Annotated in this window: 27 protein-coding genes and 2 pseudogenes; 25 read left to right on the top strand and 4 right to left on the bottom strand. The window is 45.0% G+C overall.

The genetic code is table 11. The features are described 5' to 3' along the window. The 19 genes and pseudogenes from VZ94_RS25880 to VZ94_RS09340 all read left to right on the top strand — a co-directional run. Positions 1–190 (top strand): annotated as a pseudogene (locus VZ94_RS25880) (hypothetical protein); the annotation flags it as partial. Beyond that, complete coding sequence (locus VZ94_RS22695; protein WP_192828617.1) at positions 150–515, top strand: glycosyltransferase family protein; 366 nt, start codon at positions 150–152, stop codon at positions 513–515. The pseudogene VZ94_RS25880 and the gene VZ94_RS22695, both read left to right, overlap by 41 nt. Then, positions 512–1,318: a lysophospholipid acyltransferase family protein gene (locus VZ94_RS09400; protein WP_239649801.1), complete on the top strand. Its 807-nt coding sequence runs from the start codon at positions 512–514 to the stop codon at positions 1,316–1,318. The genes VZ94_RS22695 and VZ94_RS09400 overlap by 4 nt, the downstream gene beginning before the upstream one ends. Further along, positions 1,308–1,433, top strand: a complete 126-nt coding sequence (locus VZ94_RS30565; RefSeq protein WP_275575194.1) for a hypothetical protein — start codon at positions 1,308–1,310, stop codon at positions 1,431–1,433. Before VZ94_RS09400 ends, VZ94_RS30565 begins: the two co-directional genes overlap by 11 nt. A 2-nt stretch (positions 1,434–1,435) precedes the next feature. Continuing rightward, positions 1,436–1,768, top strand: coding sequence for an aromatic amino acid lyase (locus VZ94_RS30560; RefSeq protein WP_275575193.1), 333 nt, complete (start codon positions 1,436–1,438; stop codon positions 1,766–1,768). Then, complete coding sequence (locus tag VZ94_RS30555; protein ID WP_275575192.1) at positions 1,725–1,979, top strand: aromatic amino acid lyase; 255 nt, start codon at positions 1,725–1,727, stop codon at positions 1,977–1,979. The genes VZ94_RS30560 and VZ94_RS30555 overlap by 44 nt, the downstream gene beginning before the upstream one ends. Continuing rightward, entirely contained in the window at positions 1,972–2,958 is a 987-nt protein-coding gene (locus VZ94_RS30550) for an HAL/PAL/TAL family ammonia-lyase (RefSeq protein ID WP_275575191.1), read from the top strand. Before VZ94_RS30555 ends, VZ94_RS30550 begins: the two co-directional genes overlap by 8 nt. Next, positions 2,951–3,373, top strand: a complete 423-nt coding sequence (locus VZ94_RS09390; RefSeq protein WP_045779028.1) for an acyl-CoA thioesterase — start codon at positions 2,951–2,953, stop codon at positions 3,371–3,373. The genes VZ94_RS30550 and VZ94_RS09390 overlap by 8 nt, the downstream gene beginning before the upstream one ends. After that, positions 3,343–4,893, top strand: a complete 1,551-nt coding sequence (locus tag VZ94_RS09385) for a phytoene desaturase family protein (RefSeq protein ID WP_045779027.1) — start codon at positions 3,343–3,345, stop codon at positions 4,891–4,893. The genes VZ94_RS09390 and VZ94_RS09385 overlap by 31 nt, the downstream gene beginning before the upstream one ends. 186 nt (positions 4,894–5,079) lie before the next feature. Next, a complete protein-coding gene (locus VZ94_RS09380) occupies positions 5,080–5,316 on the top strand; it encodes a hypothetical protein (RefSeq protein WP_045779026.1) in 237 nt (78 codons plus the stop codon). After that, positions 5,306–5,557, top strand: coding sequence for an outer membrane protein assembly factor BamE domain-containing protein (gene bamE, locus VZ94_RS09375; RefSeq protein WP_052700388.1), 252 nt, complete (start codon positions 5,306–5,308; stop codon positions 5,555–5,557). The genes VZ94_RS09380 and bamE overlap by 11 nt, the downstream gene beginning before the upstream one ends. 1 nt (position 5,558) lies before the next feature. Further along, entirely contained in the window at positions 5,559–6,203 is a 645-nt protein-coding gene (locus VZ94_RS22690; protein WP_052700387.1) for a COG4648 family protein, read from the top strand. 8 nt (positions 6,204–6,211) lie between these two features. Further along, positions 6,212–6,844 (top strand): LolA family protein, encoded by a 633-nt coding sequence (locus VZ94_RS09365; RefSeq protein ID WP_045779025.1) that lies wholly within the window; start codon positions 6,212–6,214, stop codon positions 6,842–6,844. 3 nt (positions 6,845–6,847) lie between these two features. Then, positions 6,848–8,983 carry an MMPL family transporter gene (locus tag VZ94_RS09360; RefSeq protein ID WP_045779024.1) on the top strand — a complete coding sequence of 712 codons (2,136 nt, stop codon included), beginning with the start codon at positions 6,848–6,850 and terminating at the stop codon, positions 8,981–8,983. An 8-nt stretch (positions 8,984–8,991) separates the two neighbouring features. Further along, positions 8,992–9,159 (top strand): hypothetical protein, encoded by a 168-nt coding sequence (locus tag VZ94_RS25875; RefSeq protein ID WP_157844893.1) that lies wholly within the window; start codon positions 8,992–8,994, stop codon positions 9,157–9,159. 33 nt (positions 9,160–9,192) lie between these two features. After that, on the top strand, positions 9,193–10,434 hold the full coding sequence (locus VZ94_RS09355) for an NAD(P)/FAD-dependent oxidoreductase (RefSeq protein ID WP_045779023.1): 1,242 nt from the start codon (positions 9,193–9,195) through the stop codon (positions 10,432–10,434). Between the two features lie 9 nt (positions 10,435–10,443). Then, positions 10,444–10,716 carry an acyl carrier protein gene (locus VZ94_RS09350; RefSeq protein WP_045779022.1) on the top strand — a complete coding sequence of 91 codons (273 nt, stop codon included), beginning with the start codon at positions 10,444–10,446 and terminating at the stop codon, positions 10,714–10,716. Beyond that, complete coding sequence (locus tag VZ94_RS09345) at positions 10,709–12,028, top strand: hypothetical protein (protein WP_045779021.1); 1,320 nt, start codon at positions 10,709–10,711, stop codon at positions 12,026–12,028. Before VZ94_RS09350 ends, VZ94_RS09345 begins: the two co-directional genes overlap by 8 nt. Beyond that, entirely contained in the window at positions 12,015–13,280 is a 1,266-nt protein-coding gene (locus VZ94_RS09340) for an FAD-dependent oxidoreductase (RefSeq protein ID WP_045779020.1), read from the top strand. The genes VZ94_RS09345 and VZ94_RS09340 overlap by 14 nt, the downstream gene beginning before the upstream one ends. Positions 13,281–13,397: 117 nt before the next feature. Here VZ94_RS09340 and VZ94_RS22685 read toward each other — a convergent pair whose 3' ends face one another. The 3 genes from VZ94_RS22685 to VZ94_RS09325 form a co-directional block, all read right to left on the bottom strand. After that, positions 13,398–14,351: an ankyrin repeat domain-containing protein gene (locus VZ94_RS22685; RefSeq protein WP_157844892.1), complete on the bottom strand. Its 954-nt coding sequence runs from the start codon at positions 14,349–14,351 to the stop codon at positions 13,398–13,400. Beyond that, positions 14,272–15,168 (bottom strand): WD40/YVTN/BNR-like repeat-containing protein, encoded by an 897-nt coding sequence (locus VZ94_RS09330; RefSeq protein ID WP_045779019.1) that lies wholly within the window; start codon positions 15,166–15,168, stop codon positions 14,272–14,274. The genes VZ94_RS22685 and VZ94_RS09330 overlap by 80 nt, the downstream gene beginning before the upstream one ends. A gap of 144 nt (positions 15,169–15,312) precedes the next feature. Next, complete coding sequence (locus VZ94_RS09325) at positions 15,313–16,035, bottom strand: NAD-dependent deacylase (protein ID WP_045779018.1); 723 nt, start codon at positions 16,033–16,035, stop codon at positions 15,313–15,315. Positions 16,036–16,334: 299 nt separating this feature from the next. On the opposite strand from VZ94_RS09325, the gene VZ94_RS09320 reads away from it, so the two are divergent. The 6 genes and pseudogenes from VZ94_RS09320 to mch all read left to right on the top strand — a co-directional run bounded on the left by VZ94_RS09320 (position 16,335) and on the right by mch (position 20,048). Continuing rightward, the gene (locus VZ94_RS09320; protein WP_045779017.1) at positions 16,335–16,517 is read left to right on the top strand and encodes an AMP-binding protein; all 183 of its coding nucleotides are present in this window, start codon (positions 16,335–16,337) and stop codon (positions 16,515–16,517) included. After that, positions 16,507–17,515, top strand: a pseudogene (locus VZ94_RS32710) (class I adenylate-forming enzyme family protein). The gene VZ94_RS09320 and the pseudogene VZ94_RS32710 overlap by 11 nt, the downstream one beginning before the upstream one ends. After that, a complete protein-coding gene (locus VZ94_RS09305) occupies positions 17,502–17,780 on the top strand; it encodes an AMP-binding enzyme (protein WP_045779014.1) in 279 nt (92 codons plus the stop codon). Before VZ94_RS32710 ends, VZ94_RS09305 begins: the two are co-directional and overlap by 14 nt. A 28-nt stretch (positions 17,781–17,808) precedes the next feature. Next, a complete protein-coding gene (locus VZ94_RS25870; protein ID WP_045779013.1) occupies positions 17,809–18,234 on the top strand; it encodes a hypothetical protein in 426 nt (141 codons plus the stop codon). Next, positions 18,134–18,898 carry an ATP-grasp domain-containing protein gene (locus tag VZ94_RS09295; protein ID WP_192828616.1) on the top strand — a complete coding sequence of 255 codons (765 nt, stop codon included), beginning with the start codon at positions 18,134–18,136 and terminating at the stop codon, positions 18,896–18,898. The genes VZ94_RS25870 and VZ94_RS09295 overlap by 101 nt, the downstream gene beginning before the upstream one ends. Positions 18,899–19,064: 166 nt before the next feature. Next, positions 19,065–20,048, top strand: a complete 984-nt coding sequence (gene mch, locus VZ94_RS09290; RefSeq protein WP_045779011.1) for a methenyltetrahydromethanopterin cyclohydrolase — start codon at positions 19,065–19,067, stop codon at positions 20,046–20,048. Positions 20,049–20,093: 45 nt separating this feature from the next. On the opposite strand, the gene murI is transcribed toward mch, so the two are convergent. Next, positions 20,094–20,906 (bottom strand): glutamate racemase, encoded by an 813-nt coding sequence (gene murI, locus VZ94_RS09285; protein ID WP_045779010.1) that lies wholly within the window; start codon positions 20,904–20,906, stop codon positions 20,094–20,096. Positions 20,907–20,960: the final 54 nt, after the last annotated feature.

Genomic DNA, 20,960 nt, shown 5'->3' with positions numbered 1-20,960 from the left:
ATTCCGTTTGGCGTTAGCGCAAGGCTTTACCCATGCGATTCAACTAGATGCAGATGGTCAGCATCAGCGTGATGATATTACTCGTTTTTTAGCGGCGAGTGCGGCTGAACCTGAGAAGCTGATTTTAGGGCGTCCGTTGTTCGATGCCAGTGCGCCGAAAAAAAAGAGTCTATGGTCGCCAAATTACTAATGTTTGGATTTGGATTAATACCCTATCGTTGGCTATTGCCGATGGCATGTGCGGTTTTCGTTGCTATCCGTTAGCGGCGGTCGAAACCTTATTGGCTTCGGCTCAAATAGGGCAAGGCATGGATTTTGATATTGATATTGTCGTGCGTTTGTATTGGCAAGGGCTTGATATGGTTAATATCGATACGGCGGTGCGCTATCCGTTAGACGGCGTATCACATTTTAGAATGCTAGAAGACAATGTGTTGATTTCAAAAAAACACGCGCAATTGTTTTTTGGCATGTTATGGCGCTTGCCGCGTTTGTTAGCAAGGCATTGGCGATGAAACAACATTGGGCCCAATTAGAAGAGCGTGGCGTGATATGGGGTATGCATGCTTTGCTTAAGGTTTATTTATGGTTTGGACGTCGAGTGTTACAGGTGTTTTTATATCCAGTGGTCAGTTATTACTGGTTATTCAATTCAATTGGCCGTCAAGCCAGTCGCGATTATTTGCATAGAGTATCCGCTTATTTACCGTCCGGTTATGGCATAACCGGCTCTTATTGGCATAGTTATAAGCATTTTGTTAATTTTGCCAACATTATGATTGATAAGTTAGCAGCATGGAGCGGTACGATTGGCGTAAAAGATGTCGATTATGTCGGCAGAGAAGCAGTGATTGAGTGTGTAGAGCGCGGTCAAGGTGTGTTAATTTTAGCGGCGCATATAGGCAATATGGAAGTATGCCGCTTAATGGCTACGTTGCGTAAAGCGGTGACAGTTAATGTTTTGGTACATACTAAACATGCGGAAAAATTTAATGCGGTGTTAAATCAGTATGCTGATTTGGCGTATTTAAACTTAATTCAAGTCACTGAAATCAATGCGGCTACCGCGATGTTATTGCAAGATAAAATCGATGCAGGCGAGTTAGTTGTGATTACGGCCGACAGAACGCCGGTTAAAACACAACAACGCGTCACTGAAGCGCTATTTATGGAGCAATCGGCAGCGTTTCCTCAAGGCCCGTATATTTTAGGCGGCTTGCTTAAATGTCCGGTGTTTACGATGTTTTGTTTAAAACATCAGCAGCGTTATCGTATTTATTTCGAGCCTTTTTGCGAGCAAACTGTTATTGCCGCGTAAAACAAGAGACGCCGCTGTACAGCGCTATGCCCAACAGTTTGCCGACCGGTTACAGTATTATTGCTTAAAAGAGCCTATGCAATGGTTTAATTTTTATGATTTTTGGCAGGCTTAAGGATGAGTGAGCATAGCGTTATCGTTGATGGCCGGTTTTTAACCATTGAAGATATTTGTGCTGTTGCTTTACGACATAAAGCATTGTGTTTAAGTGACGAGCCGATTTTTGTAACGCGTATTAACAAGGGCAGCCAGTTTGTTGATGCGCTATTGCAAAAACAAGGCTATATCTACGGTGTGACCACCGGTTATGGTGATTCTTGCGATGTGCCGATTCCATTAGCGTATGTTAACGATTTGTCTACGCATCTTTATACCTTTCACGGCTGCGGTTTAGGTCATTATTTCGATGAGTCACAAAACGCGCGCTATTTTAGCGGTACGCTTAAATAGTCTGGCGCAAGGTTATTCGGGTGTGCGTTATGTGTTGCTAAAACATATCTCACGATTATTGGCTGATGACGTGTTGCCAGTGATTCCGCAAGAAGGCTCAGTCGGTGCCAGTGGCGATTTAACGCCGCTGTCGTATTTAGCCGCCGTGCTTGCCGGTGAGCGAGAGGTATGGCATCAAGGCCAACGTTTAAACGACGACAACAGTGTTTAATGCGTTGGCCATTACGCCGTTAAGTTTGCAACCTAAGGAAGGGTTAGCGATTATGAATGGAACGGCGGTGATGACGGCTTTAGCCTGTCTTGCCTATCATCGCGCAGATTATTTAGCACAATTATCTACACGTATTACGAGTCTGGTGTCCATAGCGTTACAAGGCAATCCTGAGCATTTCGATAGCCGTTTGTTTAAGGTTAAACCGCATCAAGGTCAAGGCCAGGTGGCGCAATGGCTTTATCAAGACCTTACCGGTTGTTCTACGACAACACCGCGTTTACAAGACCGTTATTCATTGCGTTGCGCCCCTCATGTTATCGGTGTATTAGTTGATGCATTGCCGTGGTTACGGCAGTTTATCGAAAATGAGCTAAACAGTGCCAACGATAATCCCATTATCGATGCCGAGGCCGAGTGGGTGTTACATGGTGGGCATTTTTACGGTGGCCATATTGCCTTTGCGATGGATGCATTAAAAACGGCCGTCGCTAATTTAGCCGATTTAATGGATAGGCAAATGGCACAATTAGTAGACCCTAAATTTAATCATGGGCTACCTGCTAATTTAAGCGGTGCAAAAGGTCAACAAGCCATGATGAATCATGGATTTAAAGCGGTACAAATTGCCGTATCCGCATGGACGGCAGAAGCGTTAAAGTTAACGATGCCTGCTAGCGTGTTTTCACGTTCTACAGAATGCCATAATCAAGATAAGGTGAGCATGGGGACAATAGCTGCGCGTGATGCGATTAGAATCTTGGAGTTAACCGAGCAAGTGGCTACGGCGGTATTATTAGCCGCTGTGCAAGCGGTTGAATTGCGCGGTGTTGGTGAGCAATTGAGTGAGGGTGTGCAAAAAACCTTAGTAGAAGTTAGAGCACATGTGCCTTTTTTGGCAAACGATAGGGCATTAGAAAACGAGTTACGCTTATGTTTACAACTGCTGCGTCAGCGTCATTGGAGTGTCTATGGATAAAGCGATTGCGAATGGTGAGGCGGAGTTAGTCGTGCCGTTTTTTGATATTGATTCTATGGCGATTGTTTGGCATGGACATTATGCAAAATACTTTGAACTGGCTCGTTGTGCGCTGCTAGACACTATCGACTACAATTATGAGCAAATGCGCGCTTCTGGATATGCTTGGCCTATCATTGATTTACGAATTCGTTATGCTAGACCTGCAACCTTTGGGCAAAAAATTTTGGTGCAAGCACAGTTAGTCGAGTGGGAAAATCGATTAAAAATTAATTACCAAATTTTTGATAAAGTGTCAGGAACTCGTTTGACCCGAGGCTATACTTCGCAAGTCGCTGTCGATATGGCTACTCATGAAATGTGTTTTGAATCACCGGCGATTTTATGGCAAAAGCTAGGCATACAACGACGTTAACCGCTTATGATGCCGTTGTGATTGGAAGCGGCATAGGCGGATTAACTGCGGCGGCCTTGCTGGCTAAAGCGGGAAAGTCGGTATTAGTACTAGAAGCACATGATAGGCCAGGTGGTTATGCCCATGGTTTTAAAAGAAAAAAATATCAGTTTGATGCCGGTGTACATTTAGTCAGTGGTTGTGGCCCATTAGGTTATGAAGGTGGGCAGATCCTGTATAAAATTCTAAAGGCACTTAACTTAACTGATGAATTGGCATTTATCCGAGTTGACCCATTTAGCCATAGCTACTACCCTGGTTTTGTGAGTGCTTTATGGCAAACAACAGAGCAATTTATTGACTCATTAGCGCAGCAGTTCCCCGAACAACGCAGGGGGTTAGAGCAATTAGTCGCCTTATGTGTGCAGGTGACCAAAGAAATAGCGCTGGCTAAAGAAGTCATGCCGGGTTGTGATTATGACTCCGCTCATCAGTTATTGCCTGGGCTTTGCCAGTATAGAAAAGCAACCTTAGCCGAGGTTGCTAGCGAATTTATCGACCACCCTCAGCTATTAGCTGCTTTTGCCAGCAATTGGCCTTATCTTGGCTTGCCGCCGTCGAAAGTGTCGTTTGTTTACTGGGCGTCTATGTTGATCGGTTATATGGTCGATGGCGCGTATTATTGCAAAGGCAGTTTTCAAGTCTTAGCGGATACCTTAGTGAAAGGCATTCAGCAATGTGGTGGCGAACTGTTATTGCGTACACCGGTTAATAAAATTTTGATTGAAAACAATAAGGTGGTTGGCGTTTCGATTCATAATCAAATCATCGCTACGGATATTGTCGTATCGAATGCCGATATGCGGCAAACCGTGTTTGAGCTAATCGGTCAGGAGTATTTTCCTGAGCGCTATTTGCAACGTATCAATAAAATGCAGCATTCGCTATCGATATTCGTCGTCTATATCGCGACGACTTTGGATTTAGCCCAGCGAACGTTAGCGTATGAATCGTTTTGTTATATGGACATAGACCACGAAAGCAATTTTCGACGCACGCTACAAGGTGATGTGAATTGGATTAGCATTACCGTGCCGACCTTAATCGACGCTGAGCTGGCACCCGCTGGCGAGCATTTATTGATGTTAACAACTTTGTTGCCGTTTAAGACAACGGAGTCATGGCAACAAGCAAAACCTTATTACATGGAAAAAATGTTAGCGATAGCTGAGCAACATTTACCGGGTTTATCTGAACATATTGTTTTTATTGAAGGTGGTTCACCCGCAACGCTGCATCGTTATACACAAAACTATCAAGGCGCGGCTTATGGTTGGGATGTGACGCCAGAGCAAACCGGTTTTGCCCGTATTCCCAATCACTCACCGATTAATGGTTTATATTTTTCCGGGCATTGGACGTCACCAGGCGGTGGTATTTATGGCGTCAGTGTATCGGGTATGCAAGCCGCGCAAAAGGCATTAGGGTTTAAACGGCCGTCGGAGTTGTGGCAAAGTATTTCTGATAAGTGTGATTTTTAGGGTGCGCTGTGCGCACCTTTTTCATTGATTTTTAATGATGTTATTAAAGGTGCGCGCAGCGTACCCCACGGCAGCTGATGTTTAATATGGGGAGCCAGACTATGCAACGCTTTATCCGCAGTATGTTGATTTTCATGATGGCTATAATGCTATTTTCGTGTAAGAAAAAACCTCTCTTCTGATGCCATGCCGGTTCATATTGTTAAAGGACAAACTTATTACACCCAGTTTGTCATTCGTTATGAAAAAAATGCCTTTCCAACGACGAATTACCGACATGGCGCGTCGATTCCGATTAATACGGCTGTTAAATTGCTAGATATTAATTCGTCTGAGATTTCTATTGAATACGGGAATGGTTTGCCATTGTTAGTTAAAAACATTGAAAAACATACCGGGGATGATGTTTTTCATGTCGTTTGACAAACTCTTTGCTAGACAGCCGGTTAACTTAGCGCAATTTAATAGCTTAGAAAGACAGCAAATAGACAAAGGTGAGGTGGCTGTTGGCATGAGTAAGAAAGCTGTGCTGGCCGCGATTGGCTACCCACCTATTACTGAAACCGCGAATTTGAATGCGAACTCGTGGGTGTATTGGAGTACGCGTTTTAATCGCTTTATCGTCAATTTTAAAGACAATAAAGTTTCCGACATTGTGAACTGACATGACCTTAACCGCTAAGCTCATTAAAGTCTGTATAACCGTCGCAGTGGTTTTGTTGTATCCGTATCTGGTTTATCAAGGCATGCAACATGACATGGCGTGGTTTGCGCCTACACTATTTTCAGGTCTGTGTTTATATAAAGCCGTGCGGCAGCCTCATAGTCAAACTCGCATTAGCCAAGCCTTGTTAGCACTGATGCTGTTATTTGGGGCTTTTTTTGCTCAGAGTTTAACCGCTAAGGCATTACCGATAGTGATACAGCTTATGTTGATGGTGGTTTTTGGCCGTAGTTTGCTGAAAAATCAAGGGCCTGCGTTAATTGAGCGGTTTGTGCGCTTACAGTTTCCAGAGTACCCCGTCGCTGTTGCTGATTATTGTTGGCGCTTAACTGCTGTTTGGACAGGATTTTTTGCACTAAACGCGGTGATTATCCTGTGCTTGTCGGTGGCAGGCAGTGACTTTTGGTGGGCGTTTTATAACGGTGTTATGATTTATGCGCTAATAGCAGTGTTAGCGATAGGCGAATATGTATTTCGTCGATATTATTTTTCTAAGCGCGGGATTTTTGTGCAAGGCATACCCGATATTCAAACAACCATTAAAACGCTATTTACGACTGGACATAAAGTCTGGCAACACAGGTAAGGTCGCTGATGAATAAAAAAATCTATAAAAAAATCGTTATTGGCTTGTTAAGCTTGTTAGGCTTTAGTCATGCATTGGCCGAGGATGCGCTATCTGCGTTAATGCAAGCTATGAAGTCGAATAAAATTACTCAAGTAGACTATCAGGAAACCCGGCATCTGGCTTTAATGGATAAACCTTGGCAAGGTAGCGGCTATTTATATGCATTATCGCCTGACTTAATGATTCGCGAGCAACAACAACCGCAACGCTTGCTAATGGGCATTAAAGGCAAAGATATGTTGTATTTCGACCCAGTGGCTGATACACGGCAACAAACCGAATTAGACATGGATGATGAAAGCAATATTACTGTTGCCGCGTTAACCGCGTTAATCAATAGCGACGAGACGCTATTACGCGAATTATTTCAAGTTGAATTTATCAGTGCGGCTAATGCCTGGACTATGAACTTAACGCCAAAAAGTGCTGACACGGCTATTCATTTGAAAATATCAGGTTTGCCTAGCCAACCGGCGAATAAGATTTTGATTACTCAAGCTAATGGTGATACCAGCGAATATACCTTATTAAACAACCGTCATGAGCATTCGATAACGACGACGATTAACCAGCTTTATCATGAGTTACTAGGAGAGTAAGCGGTGCCTACTCGTGTTGTTAGTTTTTATCTGTTAGCTCCGTTATTAGTGTTAGCGGTGTTGTTTACTGTTCGGTTTAAAACCGATTTATCCGCATTTATTGTCACTGGCCAGCAATTAGAACATGTGTTACTCGCTAATGAAATGCAATCGGGCGCGTTGTCGCGCCAGTATTTGCTTTCGGTGACAACAGAGCAACAGCAACGGCCTACATTAAGCTTTATACGCAGCTTGCAACAGCAATTGCAAGCTATTGACGGCGTTACTGAGGTTTGGTTGCCAGGTCAGCAAACGAATAAAGCAGCGCAATTATTAACGCTTTACGGTCAACATGCTGCGCTTGGCTATAGCTTACAGCCAGAGCAAGAACTTGCTAAGCTGTTTACTACAGAAGGCTTGCGTCAACGGGCTGAGTTGTTAAAAAATAGTTTATTGTCGGCGCAAGGGCTAGGTATTGATAAACTGGCACGGCAAGACCCATTGCTGTTGTCGCTGAATGGTTTTAAAACATTAGCGGCTCAACAAAAGCAACCGACTTCTGGTGTTTATCAAAACATCATGCTAGAAACCGACGCTTCAGGTTTGGATACTGCCCAACAAACACGTATTCAAAACGCGATTAAAAAAACCTTACAACAGGTCAACAAAGCTACACGTGGTCATTATTTGCTAGAAATGACCGGCATACCGGTGTTTGCGGTCGCCACACAACAGTTAATCCAAGGCGATATTCAATTAGTCAGTACGTTATTAATAGCGGCACAGATTATGTTGTTTGGGTGGTTATTTCGGCATTGGCAGGCGTTACTACAAGTCTTTAGTCTGTTAGCCATTGCCTTATTAAGCGCCGTGTTAATCACGCAAGCGGTGTTTGGTTATGTCCATGCGATGACGCTGGCAATTGGCTCCACTTTAGTCGGCATTTGTATTGATTATCCTATACATGCCTTAGTCCATGCGCGCGTCGATTTTGCGCATAAAGTCTTAGTCGTTAAGCGGATTTGGCCTAGCATGGTATTAGGCGGCGCAACGACTCTCATCGGTTATGCCGCGTTAGGCGCGTCTGGCTACCCAGGGTTTCAACAAGTAGCGGTGTTTGCCGGTGCTGGCATTGTCATGAGTTTAGCGTTAACTCGGTTTGTCTTGCCTTGGCTCTTGCTTAAGCAGCCTGAACAGCTTTTGTCTGTACCATTAGCCGGTGCTTGGGCAAGCTTTTGCGAGCGTTATCGCACGCCGCTAGCCGGTGGTTTTGCGGTGGTTGTTGTGCTGTCGTTGTTAAGCCTGAATTCATTGCAGTGGTTAACGGATATGCAAGCATTAACGCCAGAACTTGCCCAGTTAAAGCTCAATGACCAACGCATTCGCGCACGTATGACCCATGTTGAACCTGGGCGTTTTGTCTTAGTCAGCGCGCCTACGATAGAAGCCGCATTACAGAAAAGCGAGGCGGTTTACACAGTCTTAGAGGGGCTTAAGCACGATAAGGCGTTAAGCGATTATTATGGCTTATATCCGTGGCTATTATCAGCACAGCAACAACAAGCAAATCAAGCACTGCTTAAAACGTATTTAACGCCAGAGCATTTAGCGCAATGGCGTACAGCCTTAACAGAGCAGGGCTTATCAGTCGCTCAATTAGGCCATTTTGATTATGCAGAGTTAGAACCTTTAACTTTTCAACAAGTGCTGGCAACGCCGGTAAAAAATGTATTAGCTAACCGTATCATACAAAATGATAAGCAAGCGCTGACCATGATTTGGTTAGCTGAGCATGAGCCTGAGCGGGTGAAAGCCGCGTTAACGGGCTTGGCGGGTGTGCAATACTTTAGTCAACGCGATTTATTACAAGACTTAACTAAAACCTATACCGAAACCGCAAGACAATTATTAGCGTTGGGCTTAGTAGCGATTGCCCTGCTATTAGCCTGGCGTTACGGCAATGTCGTTAAATCCTTGCAAACGTTAACGCCAGCGCTGTTAGCAGCCTGTGTGATGTTGGGTTTTTGGGCAGTTAGCGGCATTGCGGTGAGTTTTTTGCATTTAGTCGGCTTTTTGCTCGCCGTATCGATTTGCGTTGATTATGGCATTTTTTATCAAGAAAACCGTAGCGGACAGATTGAGTTAACTTATCAACCATAGCGGCGTCGATGTTGACCAGCGTATTGGCCTTTGCGTGTCTTTGGGTATCAGAAAGCTCTATTTTGAGAACCTTAGGCAGTGTCGTCGTGTTAGGCGTATTGCTAGGCTTTTTGTTGTGTCCGGTTTTTATTAGGCCAAGTCAAGGGTTGCGAGACAAACCAGCAACATTGGCTTAGCTTTCCAGTCTTTCTCATTTTAAATAACACACTATGAGTGCTATCAAAAACATCGCGATTATCGGCGCAGGACCTGCGGCGAGTACGTTAGCTGTGCTATTACGCCGTAAAGGTTGTCATGTCGTTTTATTTGCTTTGCCTGATCGGCACCCGATTTTAGTCGGTGAATCGTTAGTGCCGATGATTGTGCCTATGTTGCAAGATTTAGGTGTGGAAGCAGAGGTCGCGGCATTTAGTCAGTACAAACCCGGTGCTTGTTTTACCTATAACGCCGATGAAGTGTTTGAAATGCGTTTTGCGGATATGCCTAAAGATTTGCCGTCGTATTCGTATAACGTGCCTAGAGTTGATTTTAATGCAACCTTGCTAGCGGCGGCGCAAAAAGCCGGTGCTAAGCTCGTCGCGCGTAAAGTGAATCTTATACAACAGGGCGATAGCGATAAACTAACATTAGACGCCGAATCATTAGCGGCAGCGGCTGATTTTTGGGACGGTGGTCAGCCTGACTTAATTGTCGATGCAGCAGGTCGAATGAATTTAATCGGTCGTTTGCTGAATATTCCTATGACTAAAGGCCCTAGGCAAGACATTGCGTTATTTGCCCATGTCGATGAAACCGAATTAGTTGACCCAGGCTATGTGCATAATGACCGCATGGAGCAAGGTTGGTGTTGGCGTATTCCGTTACCTGGGCGCGTATCATTGGGTTTTGTCGTGCCTGAAGACTATGCGCGTCAACAGGGCGATAGCGCAGAGCAACAATATGATAATTTGCTAAAAACCGATGCTGTGCTACGGCGTTTAGCGCCAAAGACTAAACGTGTCACCGAGGTGATTCGCTACCAAAATTATCAATCTATCTCCGAGCGTTTGTGCGGGAAAAATTGGGTGATGTTAGGCGACTCCGGTGGTTTTGTTGATCCTGTATTTTCTAGTGGAATGTTAATTGCGATGGATAGTGCGTATAAGCTAGCCGATGTCGTGTTAAACGACCAGCCTTTAACGGATTATGAGCAATCCGTGCAACAGCATTTACAGGCTTGGTTTGAAATCGTCGGCTATTACTATAACGGACGGTTAATGACTAGCATTAAAGTCGGACGCTCTCTAAAAGAAAATCTATTTAATCGTTGGCTATTTCCGTGGATAGCGGCTCATGTAAGCCGTGTTTTTAGTGGCGCCGCCGCTACGCGTCCATTTAGTCGCCGCGTATTGCGTTATTTAGTCCAATACGGTTTAAAAAACTTAAATCCCGATGTTTATAAAATTCATTAAAAGGTTGCTATGATCCAGCGAGACTACCGTTGCGAAGAGATTGCTGAATTACTGTGCGCTTTCTTGCGCGATAACGTATTAGCCGATGGGGTAGACATAACGCCTGATACCGAATTAAGCCGCATCGGCGTCGATTCGTTTTCGTTAATGGAATTGGTGTTGTTTATTGAGCGGCAATTGAATCTGTCATTGCCTGCTGAATCATTAAACCCAGAGACTATTGCTAGCGTGCGTAGTTTGAGTGAGTATTGTGAGGTTTTATTAAGCCAAAACGATGCTTGATTCTGATCTAAATTTCCCCCATCACCTGCCATTAAACGGTGCCGATTATTTCTTGTTACATTTAGACCATTTAATGTGGCAATCCTGTAGGCGTCGTAATTTGTGTATTTTCACGATTGCATTATCGTCCATGTCAGAAACTGACACGCTAGTGTTGCATGTTGTTGCTCATCCGGCTTATCAATGGTTATGCCGTTTGCGTTTGCAACATAACTGGCCGTTTTGTATCCAGTATTGGCGGTTGCAGGCTGATGCTACTGTGCCGGAAATCATGCACTATCAGTTAAAAGCTGACGAGGAATTGCCTGACGCGTTGTTAGCTAGCACTATGGATATTCGCCGCGAGTCTGCGTTTAGCATGGCGGTTTGTCATAGGGTAGGGCAGGCTGGTGCGTTATTGGTTTTTACTTGGCATCATGTGTTAATGGATGCACATGGAGGCGAGGCGTTTATTCGTTATTTAGGCCAGCGTGATACTCATCAGGCATTCGCTTGGGTGGCCGATACAACGGTAAGCTTGCCTTTTGTCCAACGCGCTAAGACTGCGCAAGCGATGAAGCGGTTTTTATTTAATGCCGCACAATTACCGGTGCTGACGCTATCGCCGATGGTGTTAAAAGCTAACCAATTATCGTTGCGCTATCGGTTTTTAGCGTTTACTGAAGCGCAATCTGAGCAAATTTATCAACGCGCAAGAACGTTAGGCGCTGGTTTTTTAGTCAGTATGTTTTTATTAGCGGCGACTGCCTGCACTGTGGCAGCGATACAACAACGGCGCGGCTTACCACTGGAAGATGTGTTAGTGCCTATTCCACAAGATAAACGTAAGCGCGGTAGTGATAGCCCCGTGTTGGGCAATCAAGTCAGTTTTTTGTTTTATCGCATACCTAAATCGGCATTAACCGATATTAGCGCTTGCACCGCTGAGTTAGTTGAACAAATGAAGAGCTTAATGCGTAATGGCAGCACTAACGATTACAGTGTGATGATGGAGTTTTTACGGCGCATACCGGGGCTTTTTTATCGACGAATGCTAAAAGCGCCCACTCAAGGTTTAATGGCTAGTTTTTATTATTCGGATACAGGCGATTCATTGCAGCAGTTTAATGAATGGTTAGGCCAACCGGTGAGTGATGCCCGGCATTATCCGCCTAATCTTTATCCGCCCGGTATTACGTTTATTTTTAGTCGTTGCCAAGGCTCGTTGCGGTTAACGTTAGGTTATATGGCGCCTGTTATTTCTGATGCAGAGTCTGAAGAGTTATTAACATCGCTAAGTGCTTTGTTATTGCCAGAGCATGGCGCGCGATAAAACAATACACTGCGATGTTGCAGTCGTCGGTGCAGGTGCGGCCGGGATTGCTGCCGCAGTGGCCGCAGCTGAGGCGGGCGCCGAGGTTGTGTTAATCGAACGGTATGGTTTTGTTGGTGGCTTAGCGACAGCGGCCATGGTAGGGACTGTCTGTGGTTTGTTTTATCGCAGTCAACATCAAGCGCGTTATGCCGTACAAGGCTTTGCGCGTGATTTTGCCGAAGCAGTACAGGCGGGTAGTCAAACGCGGGTTACAACGTTTGCCCAAGGCTTACATTTTTTACCTTATTGTCCAACTGTGTTTCAGCAACAAGCGTTACAAAGACTGAAAGCAGCACAGGTGCGGTTATGTTTACATAGCGTGTTAACCGGCGCGATGGCTCAACAACAAAAAATACAGTGCTTAAGCGCTCAAACTAGAGGTTTAGGGTATGCCATACAACCTAAAGCCGTCATTGATTGCACCGGTAATGCGCAAGTCTCTTTACTATTAGGCTTAGAGCGTATTGAGGAAGCCACTTATCAGGCGGGAGCGTTGGTTTTTCGTGTATCTGGCTTACCTGAGTTAGCACCAGAAACCTTAAGCTTGAATTTAATTCGCTGGTTAAAACAAGCGATAGATAACGGTGATTTACCACCCGAATCTGAACGCTTATCTATTATCCCTGGCACGGTTAACAAGGGTTCGGCATTATTCAAGTTGGGTATGGCGTGGCAGTTCCAAGACTCACTACAGTGTTTAACAGATTATGAAATAGAGGCGCGTAGCTTAGCCTTAGTCATCGTCGAGCATCTTAGCCGTCAGCAACCGTTGTTAGCCAAGCTGAGCATTATCGCAATGGCGAGTGAAGTCGGTTTGCGTAGTGGCGCACGGCCTCAAGGCCTGGCAGTATTGACTCAAGACCAGGTGTTAAGCTGCGCTAAGCCCAGCGATGGCGTAGCGATAGGGGCTTGGCCTATTGAGTATTGGGGACAGGCGCGCAAACCAGAATTGCGCTATTTTGCTTATGACGAGTGTTATTGGATAAGCGCCGGTATGTTGGTGTCACGCGATATAGATAATTTATTTTTTGCCGGTAGAGGTTTATCGGCAACGGAATGGGCAATGGCATCTGCGCGGGTGATTGGTACTTGCTTAAATACGGGTTATGCGGCGGGTGGTTTAGCCAGTGCTTATGCGTTAACGGCTAATTGGCAAATGGCTATTAAACGTATTCAACAACAACACGGTATTAAAACAACTAGCACATAGTTCTAACATTTTGCTTGATTAAGACTAGTTCTAAACAGTTTGAAAAAGTTGCTGAGCAAAATGCGTACGTTTTTCTATCAATAAACGTCAGCTAAAGCTTGGCGAATTTATATAAAACTAATCGCCGTTAATAGCCTTGTGCAAACGCTCTTTCAGAAACGCTTTAATCGGCGCACAACCTTTGCTAATCGCCTGGTAATTGATACTTGAATTAAGACCTTGGCTCATTAAAAAGTCGAGAATTTCAGGTTGGCAATCAGCAATGGCTAAATCCGCTAGATTGGTGTTATCGTTTTTGTCGGTCAATACCGCCCCTTTTTCATAAAGAAATTTAACTACCGGTAATTGCCGGACTTCAATCGCCCGCCGCATGATATATAAACTATTTAAATCAGCACCGTTTTCGATAAGAATCGCTAAAACTTCCAGCACTTTGTTTAGCTTTGGTTTAGAGACTTCTCCATAGGCCAGCGAAGTAAAACTAAGAGTTAACGGCGTTTCATAGCCACTATAAGTAGACTCGCTTTTTTGGTTGACGTTAGCTCCAGACGCTAGCAATAATTTGATTATTGGTATATTTTTTCCTATTACTGCTAAATGCAGCGGCATGTAGTTATCTTTGTTGTTTACATTAATGTTAGCCCCGTAACGGCGCAGCAGTTTGAACATGCTGGGGGTTCCTCTTGTTGCTGCCCACAATATAGGCGTCATGCCGGTTTCAGATACTTCATTAACATTCGCACCTTGTTTTAATAATTGGCCTACCTGGTTTACATTCCCATCTATCACGGCTTTGTGCAAGGGTGGCTGTCTTAGATAGTCACCGATTTTTTTAAATTCAGTGTCCATTAAACCTTGATCTGACTCTTGCCAAGTTATGCCGCCATCGCTTGAACGATAGAGTCCACAGCCTTGCCAAGCCGCAAAAACAAGATTGGGGTTATTGGGTGCTACCACAATAGTAGTGGCTAGCCAGCTACTCGGTAAACCTTTACCAATGGGTTGCCAAGAAGCGCCATAATCTGTGCTTTTTGAAAAAAACGTTGCGGTCGACACTAGTATTGGAATCAATATTGCAATCCATATATATAATATTAGGCGCAGAAGATGGTACGGCATAATTACTACATGCCCCCTGAATCCTTTGCCAAGACACGCCGCTATCTTCTGATTTCATTAAACCGAGTCCCCGGGCATATATGATTTGCTTTGTTGTGTTTAAAACCCTTAATGCTGAAAATGGGACAGGGCTGTCGTGATAAAGTAATGGTGGCGCGGATAACTGCCAGCTCCTACCGCCATTAAAGGACTTAAGCAAGCCATCTCCCGTTCCTGCAAATACAAATTCGGGCTGTTTAGGGTCAAACGCTAACGCGTCAGATAGCACGCTTGTTGAGTAAACTGACTGCCAATGTTCACCACCGTCTTCAGTTAAGAATAAATGATCTGTTTCACCCGACTCCGCAATGGCGCTTAAGATTATTTTTTTCGGATTTTTCGGATTAATAGCAATAGCGTGGATAGTGGGGATATAAGGGTCGCCATAATAGCGGCCTGGAACCTTTAAACCTGTGTTTATGGGATGCCATGACCGGCCTGCGTCTGTACTTTTATAAACACCTATTTCCGGCAAATATCCTTCGCCGATATAAAGTGTATCGGGATGCGATGGGTCTATGGCAAGGCTTTCGGCACTTTCAACTTTAGAGCCATTGCCGGAATGAACCCAGGATTTGCCGCCATCTGTGCTTTTGAAAACACCATAGAAACGAGTTCCGGCATATACAATGCTGGCATTTTTGGGAGATATGGCTATTGAAATAACTTCCACGCCATTGTCAGGTGGAAAGCTCGAATAAGCAATTTGTATAACTGCAACATAAACCACTAAAATTTTTTACGCATAGATTTAGCATAGGTGTGATTCCTTATGTACTAGAAGCTTGTGGTAAGTCAGCATAATAAGCGCATTTAACTCAAAGGAAAAAATGCGAGAAGGCAATGATAACAGAATAGCGGTGCAGATAGATTGTTAGACTAAAAACTCTCTGGCAAGCAAAGCTTCAATCAATTTAGGTATTTCGCTTCCGGCTGGGCCTATTAGATGTTTGTTAAAACTGCCGGAGATTTCGGTTTCTTGAAGATTGGTTTCTATACGGTAGGCTTGACTGGCTATTTGCGCGAATTTTGCTGCGGGATAGACTAGCCCGGAAGTGCCGATTGAGATAAAAAGCTGACAAACCGCTAATGCCCGTAGAATTTCGTCCATGTGGTAAGGTGTTTCTCCAAACCAGACTATATCGGGGCGCAACATACCAACATTGCCGCAATGAGGGCAGGCTGTCTCGGTCGATAAATCGGTGTTCCAAATCAGCCGGGTTTTACAGAATTGACAAAAAATCTTGTTTAACTCCCCGTGCATGTGCAGGAGTTTTTGGCTACCGGCGCGTTCATGCAAATTATCGACGTTTTGAGTAATAATCAACACATCGCCCGGCCATTGCTGTTCCAGCCGTGTTAAGGCGAGATGGGCTGGGTTCGGCATAACACTGGCTTCTTGCAGTTGGCGGCGGCGTTGATTGTAAAATGCGTGTACTAATTCTGGGTTGCGCATAAAACCTTCAGGTGTTGCTACATCTTCAATGCGATGCTCTTCCCAAAGTCCGTCTTGTGCGCGAAAGGTTCGTATCCCGCTTTCGGCGGAAATACCTGCACCGGTTAAGATGACTATAAAATCGGTTGGTTTGAGTTTCATTAATGATTCTTTGTTGGACTGTTAATTTTTGGCTACCAACGTAAGGCGGGACAGGGTATTCACAGTGCAGGACGCCGTGAATACGTCCCTGTAGGCTTGGCGGCAGCATCCATGCTGCCAACACCTGCACTGTGAATACCCTGTCCCTGCTAAAGTGAGTAGTCTTAATTTTAAGGACAGGCGCTTGTTAGGAAACAACCGCCAGGTTTTAACCATTGCCTTATTTAACATCATTATGACTCCAGTGCGAATGTTAAAATAAAATATGGATTTGTACTTAGGCTATTAAACGTAATTGCATGAATATCACTGACACACTGTTACAACACGTGCTTAAGCATTGGCCTGAGCAAGTTGCCATCATCGATGACGAGCAACAATTAACTTACGGCGAGTTGTACCAACAAACCGAGCAGTTAACTACAGAATTACGGCGTTTTAGGTGTGGGCAGGGGGACAACATTAGGTGTTATGGGACGTAATAGCGCTAGTTTTGTTATTGCCATGTTAGCTGGTTTTGCGTGTGGTGCAGTCGTTGTGCCGTTATCGCATCAATTAAAACCCGCAGAAATCGCGCAAATTGTTGACAATACGGGTGTTCAAGCGATTTTAGATGACACGTTTGGCGTGAATCCTTGGATGGGGCAGGCCATGATGCTTGAGTTACTACAACAACCGTTGCGTTTAACGTTCACTGAGATACCCGCTCATGCACAACTGGCGCAGTTAGCTGATGCGGCTTTTATTCGTTATACCTCAGGCACGACGGGGGCTAGTAAAGGCGTGGTGTTAACTCATGCCAGTATTTTGGCGCGGGTAGACAATGCGTGCCGTGCTTTGCGCTTAACCAGCGCTGATGCAGTGTTATGGGTGTTGCCTATGGCGTTTTCACTTCCTCGTCAGTATCCTGGTTTATTTGCGTTCGGGTACGCGCATTATCATCAGCAAAGACTTATATGCTAAAACTATCATCGAGGCAGCACAGCGACATCAAGCCACTGTACTTTATGCTTCACCTATGCATTATCGACTGCTAGCAGCCGACAGCTCAGGCGAATTAATGCCTACATTAACCACGGCTATCTCAACATCGTCGGCTATTCCGTTGGAGATAGCACAAGCCTTTACTCAGCGCTTCGGAGTTATGGTACGGCAAGCATATGGCATTATCGAAGCCGGTTTGCCGATACTGGATAATGCTTCTGAGCTATCAGAACCCAACAGCGTCGGTCATCCAGCTGACGGTTTTGCTGTTGAGATATTAACCGATGCGAATACCCCAGTCACGGATGGCAAAATCGGTCATTTAGCGATACGAGGTCCCGGCCTGTTTGATGCCTATTTAATGCCATGGCAAACCGCCAGCCAAGCAATGCCTAATGGTTGGTTTATGACCGGCGATTTAGCGTACCGAAGACCTGATGGCCGTATTGTCATAGCTGGACGCGAGAAAAGCCTGATTAAACGTGTCAGGAAATAAAGCTTTTCCAGAAGAAATAGAAGCTGTGTTAAATGAACACCTGCAAGTAGTTGCAAGTCGGGTATTTGGTAAGCCGCATCCGTTAATGGGTGAAGTCGTTTGTGCCGAGGTTGTGTTACGCGAAGCGACGGTTGATATAGAAGATATTATTCGTTTTTGTCGTCAGCGTTTATCGGCGTATAAAGTTCCGCAGCAGTTATCAGTTGTTACTGAAATAACTCATACGGCTAGTGGTAAAGTTAAACGGGGTGGTGTGAGTTGCTGATACGTTCCAAGTTTCGCTCATTCTCTTTATGCCCCATCCACACGTCCCCTTATTAATCATTGCTCAATCCGGCCGATTTATCGCACAAGCCGCTAAGCGTCTAGGTTTAATACCGTTAGTCATTGATTGCTATGGCGATGTCGATACCCATGAGTATGCCGAACACGTCATTACGGTTGCAGAGCTAAGTTTAAATCAATTAGTACCTGCACTTGCTCAAATTAAAGCTGGTTACCCAAACGTTGAACATGTTGTGTATGGGAGTGGCTTTGAATATCATCCAGACAGCCTTGAATGGTTGGCGCAACACTATAGGCTAGCGGGTAATTGCCCGGCAACGTTTACCCGCATTTGTGATAAGCCAAATTTTTTTTGCCGTGTTATCCGAGCTAACTATTCCGTTTCCAGAATCTCGTTTTACCGACGTCAATATGCAAGGTTCTGGCTTGCTTAAGCCCATTTATGGGCAAGGTGGGGTGGGTATTACTCGCGCAAGTCAAGCTCAGCAGTTTGGCTCGGATAGGTATTGGCAAGCGTATCAACCGGGTGTGTGTCGAACAGCGTTATTTATCGCCGATGGTAAACAGGCGCGCGTTCTAGGCTATAACACGCAGTGGTGTCAATCCACGTCTAAGCATGAGTTTTTATTTTCCGGCATTATTAACAGTGGCGGCGATTTATCGGTTAAGCAGCAGCAACTAATTAATCGTTGGCTGGCTCAGTTAACGCCTATTTTTGGTTTAACGGGTTTAAACTCACTCGATTTTATTCAACAAGACGATGACTTGTTTGTATTGGAAATCAATCCTAGAGTGTCAGCCAGTGTGCAATTATATGATGAGCGCTTATTGCTAGAACATCTACATGGACGCATTGCCTCGGGCTCTTGTTACAAGCAGTCTGGCTATAGCGCTTATCAATTGCTTTATGCTAGTCAAGATTTGGTTATTCCTACATCATTTACTTGGCCTGTAGCGTGTGCCGATATTCCAAAGCCAGGTGTTAAATGCTGCCAAGGCCAGCCCATTTGTAGTATGATTGCGCACGCTAACACACCAGAGCAAGTTGTTAATCGGTTACAACAGTTATCTGTTGATCTTATTTCCTTGCTGGTCTGAGGCCTCTCCCTAGGGAGAAATATTCAAAGTTGACAACGATGCTCTAGCATCGTTATTTTTTCAAGTAACCTCTTCGTGTACGGCGAGGGAATCCACCGACCTCTACCTGTCGATGGCTTTGTCATTCGACAGATGAGGTCGAATGTGGATTGAAACAGGAGACTCAATGCAATACCACGCAAGCGTCAATCAGCACGCTCAACCTATCGTAAAAAAAATCATCGCTAACGCCGACGCGCTAAGAGTTGTCATTGAAACGTTGGCAAACGGCAGTACGTTAATCGATGCCGGTATTAATGCGCCAGGTGGCTTAGAAGTGGGCCGATTGATTACGGAAATTTGCTTAGGCGGTTTAGGTTCGGTTTCATTGTCGCACAGCACTTATACCGAACAATGGCCATTGACGGTAAACGTGCATACTAGCAACCCAGTATTAGCCTGTTTAGGCAGCCAATATGCTGGTTGGAGTTTAGCGCATGAAAAATATTATGCGTTAGGCTCAGGTCCTGCCAGGGCTATGGCAACCAAAACTAAAGAAGGCGTGACGCAACCGGTAGAAGAGTTGTATACCGAGTTAGCTTATCACGATGAGGGTGATGAAACTGTTTTAGTGATTGAAAACGATAAAGTACCACCGTTGGCGATAGTCGAAAAAGTCGCCGCTGCCTGTGGTGTTTCAGGCGATAAATTAACCATTATTGTCACGCCAACCAGCAGTTTAGCCGGGTGTGTACAAGTGGTAGGACGGGTTTTAGAAGTGGCTATGCACAAAGCCCATGCTTTGCATTTTGCGTTAGATAATATTATCGATGGTTGCGGTAGCGCGCCTATTTGCCCCCCACATCCCGATTTTGTCCAAGCAATGGGACGGACTAACGATGCGATTTTATTTGCGGGTTTAGTGCATTTATTTGTCAAAGGTAGTGATGCGGATGCCGAGCAATTGGCTAATCAGTTGCCTAGCTCGACCTCTAAAGATTATGGCAAACCGTTTGCCAAAGTGTTTAAAGAATATCAATACGATTTCTTTAAAATCGATCCTATGCTGTTCAGCCCGGCTAGCGTTATTGTTACGGCTGTGGAATCCGGTAAAAGCTTCCGCGCCGGACGCCTGGATAATGCGCTGTTGAATCTGTCTTTTGGTGCTTAATACCTAAATGGGCAAAACCCAGGGATGGGGTTTGCCAATTTACTGTCAACGACATTCCAACCCCAGATGATTAGCGGTTAATACATCGATAGGGCGTTCTAGTAATTTTGACATCACAGTGCTAACTGTATTCGATGCTAGCGCGGTGGTATAAAAGGTCTCGGTTGCACAGGCTTCATGACTTAAATCGGGAGAAGTTAACACCAGTTGTCTAGCGAGTTGCTGGGCAACGGCTATGGACGGTTCAATAATCGTAACATCAGGGCCGACTAAGCGTTGAATTTGAGCAGTTAAGAACGTAAAGTGGGTGCAGCCCAGCACAATAACGTCAGCTGCTATCGCGATAGCAGGGGCTAAATACTGCTTAAGCATTTCGTTAACCTCTATACTATCAACTTCCCCCGCTTCAACATAATCCGCTAAACCTGGACACGCTTGTAGCACGATATGGGAGTTGCTGCCATACCGCTGACAAAGACGTGCTACGGCATCGCTTTCGGCAGTACGTTGTGTGGTTAACACGACGATTTTGCCGCGTGTACTGAGCGCCGTAGCGGGTTTAATCGCAGGCTCAATACCAATAATAGGCAACGCATGTTTAGCTCGTAACTCTGAAACTGTTGTGACGGTCGCCGTGTTACACGCAATCACCAAGGCTTGTGCTCCCGACTTGACTAAGGCATCGGTGATTTCTATGACACGATTGGCAATATAACGAGGCTCGCGGTCGCCATACGGCGCAAAGCCAGAATCGGCGACATAAACAAAAGCGCTATGAGGTAACAGCTCACGTGCCGCGCGATAAACCGCTAAGCCGCCTACGCCTGAGTCGAAAATGCCTATAAAACGAGAGTGCATAAAACGTCTTGATAAGATTCAGGCCGACTCATCAGCCTGAACCGTATTATTTGC

It is taken from the genome of Methylocucumis oryzae, assembly GCF_000963695.1.
Lineage (GTDB): Bacteria > Pseudomonadota > Gammaproteobacteria > Methylococcales > Methylomonadaceae > Methylovulum > Methylovulum oryzae.
This window is presented reverse-complemented; position numbering and strand designations above follow the sequence as displayed.

Bases quoted from the DNA above. Each gene is read 5' to 3' on its own strand.
- VZ94_RS09400 (WP_239649801.1), top strand. From the start codon at position 512: ATGAAACAACATTGGGCCCAATTAGAAGAGCGTGGCGTGATATGGGGT.
- VZ94_RS30560 (WP_275575193.1), top strand. From the start codon at position 1,436: ATGAGTGAGCATAGCGTTATCGTTGATGGCCGGTTTTTAACCATTGAA.
- VZ94_RS30555 (WP_275575192.1), top strand. From the start codon at position 1,725: ATGAGTCACAAAACGCGCGCTATTTTAGCGGTACGCTTAAATAGTCTG.
- VZ94_RS09390 (WP_045779028.1), top strand. From the start codon at position 2,951: ATGGATAAAGCGATTGCGAATGGTGAGGCGGAGTTAGTCGTGCCGTTT.
- VZ94_RS09385 (WP_045779027.1), top strand. From the start codon at position 3,343: ATGGCAAAAGCTAGGCATACAACGACGTTAACCGCTTATGATGCCGTT.
- VZ94_RS09380 (WP_045779026.1), top strand. From the start codon at position 5,080: ATGCCGGTTCATATTGTTAAAGGACAAACTTATTACACCCAGTTTGTC.
- bamE (WP_052700388.1), top strand. From the start codon at position 5,306: ATGTCGTTTGACAAACTCTTTGCTAGACAGCCGGTTAACTTAGCGCAA.
- VZ94_RS22690 (WP_052700387.1), top strand. From the start codon at position 5,559: ATGACCTTAACCGCTAAGCTCATTAAAGTCTGTATAACCGTCGCAGTG.
- VZ94_RS09365 (WP_045779025.1), top strand. From the start codon at position 6,212: ATGAATAAAAAAATCTATAAAAAAATCGTTATTGGCTTGTTAAGCTTG.
- VZ94_RS25875 (WP_157844893.1), top strand. From the start codon at position 8,992: ATGTTGACCAGCGTATTGGCCTTTGCGTGTCTTTGGGTATCAGAAAGC.
- VZ94_RS09355 (WP_045779023.1), top strand. From the start codon at position 9,193: ATGAGTGCTATCAAAAACATCGCGATTATCGGCGCAGGACCTGCGGCG.
- VZ94_RS09350 (WP_045779022.1), top strand. From the start codon at position 10,444: ATGATCCAGCGAGACTACCGTTGCGAAGAGATTGCTGAATTACTGTGC.
- VZ94_RS09345 (WP_045779021.1), top strand. From the start codon at position 10,709: ATGCTTGATTCTGATCTAAATTTCCCCCATCACCTGCCATTAAACGGT.
- VZ94_RS09340 (WP_045779020.1), top strand. From the start codon at position 12,015: ATGGCGCGCGATAAAACAATACACTGCGATGTTGCAGTCGTCGGTGCA.
- VZ94_RS09325 (WP_045779018.1), bottom strand. From the start codon at position 16,035: ATGAAACTCAAACCAACCGATTTTATAGTCATCTTAACCGGTGCAGGT.
- VZ94_RS09320 (WP_045779017.1), top strand. From the start codon at position 16,335: ATGAATATCACTGACACACTGTTACAACACGTGCTTAAGCATTGGCCT.
- VZ94_RS25870 (WP_045779013.1), top strand. From the start codon at position 17,809: ATGCCCCATCCACACGTCCCCTTATTAATCATTGCTCAATCCGGCCGA.
- mch (WP_045779011.1), top strand. From the start codon at position 19,065: ATGCAATACCACGCAAGCGTCAATCAGCACGCTCAACCTATCGTAAAA.
- murI (WP_045779010.1), bottom strand. From the start codon at position 20,906: ATGCACTCTCGTTTTATAGGCATTTTCGACTCAGGCGTAGGCGGCTTA.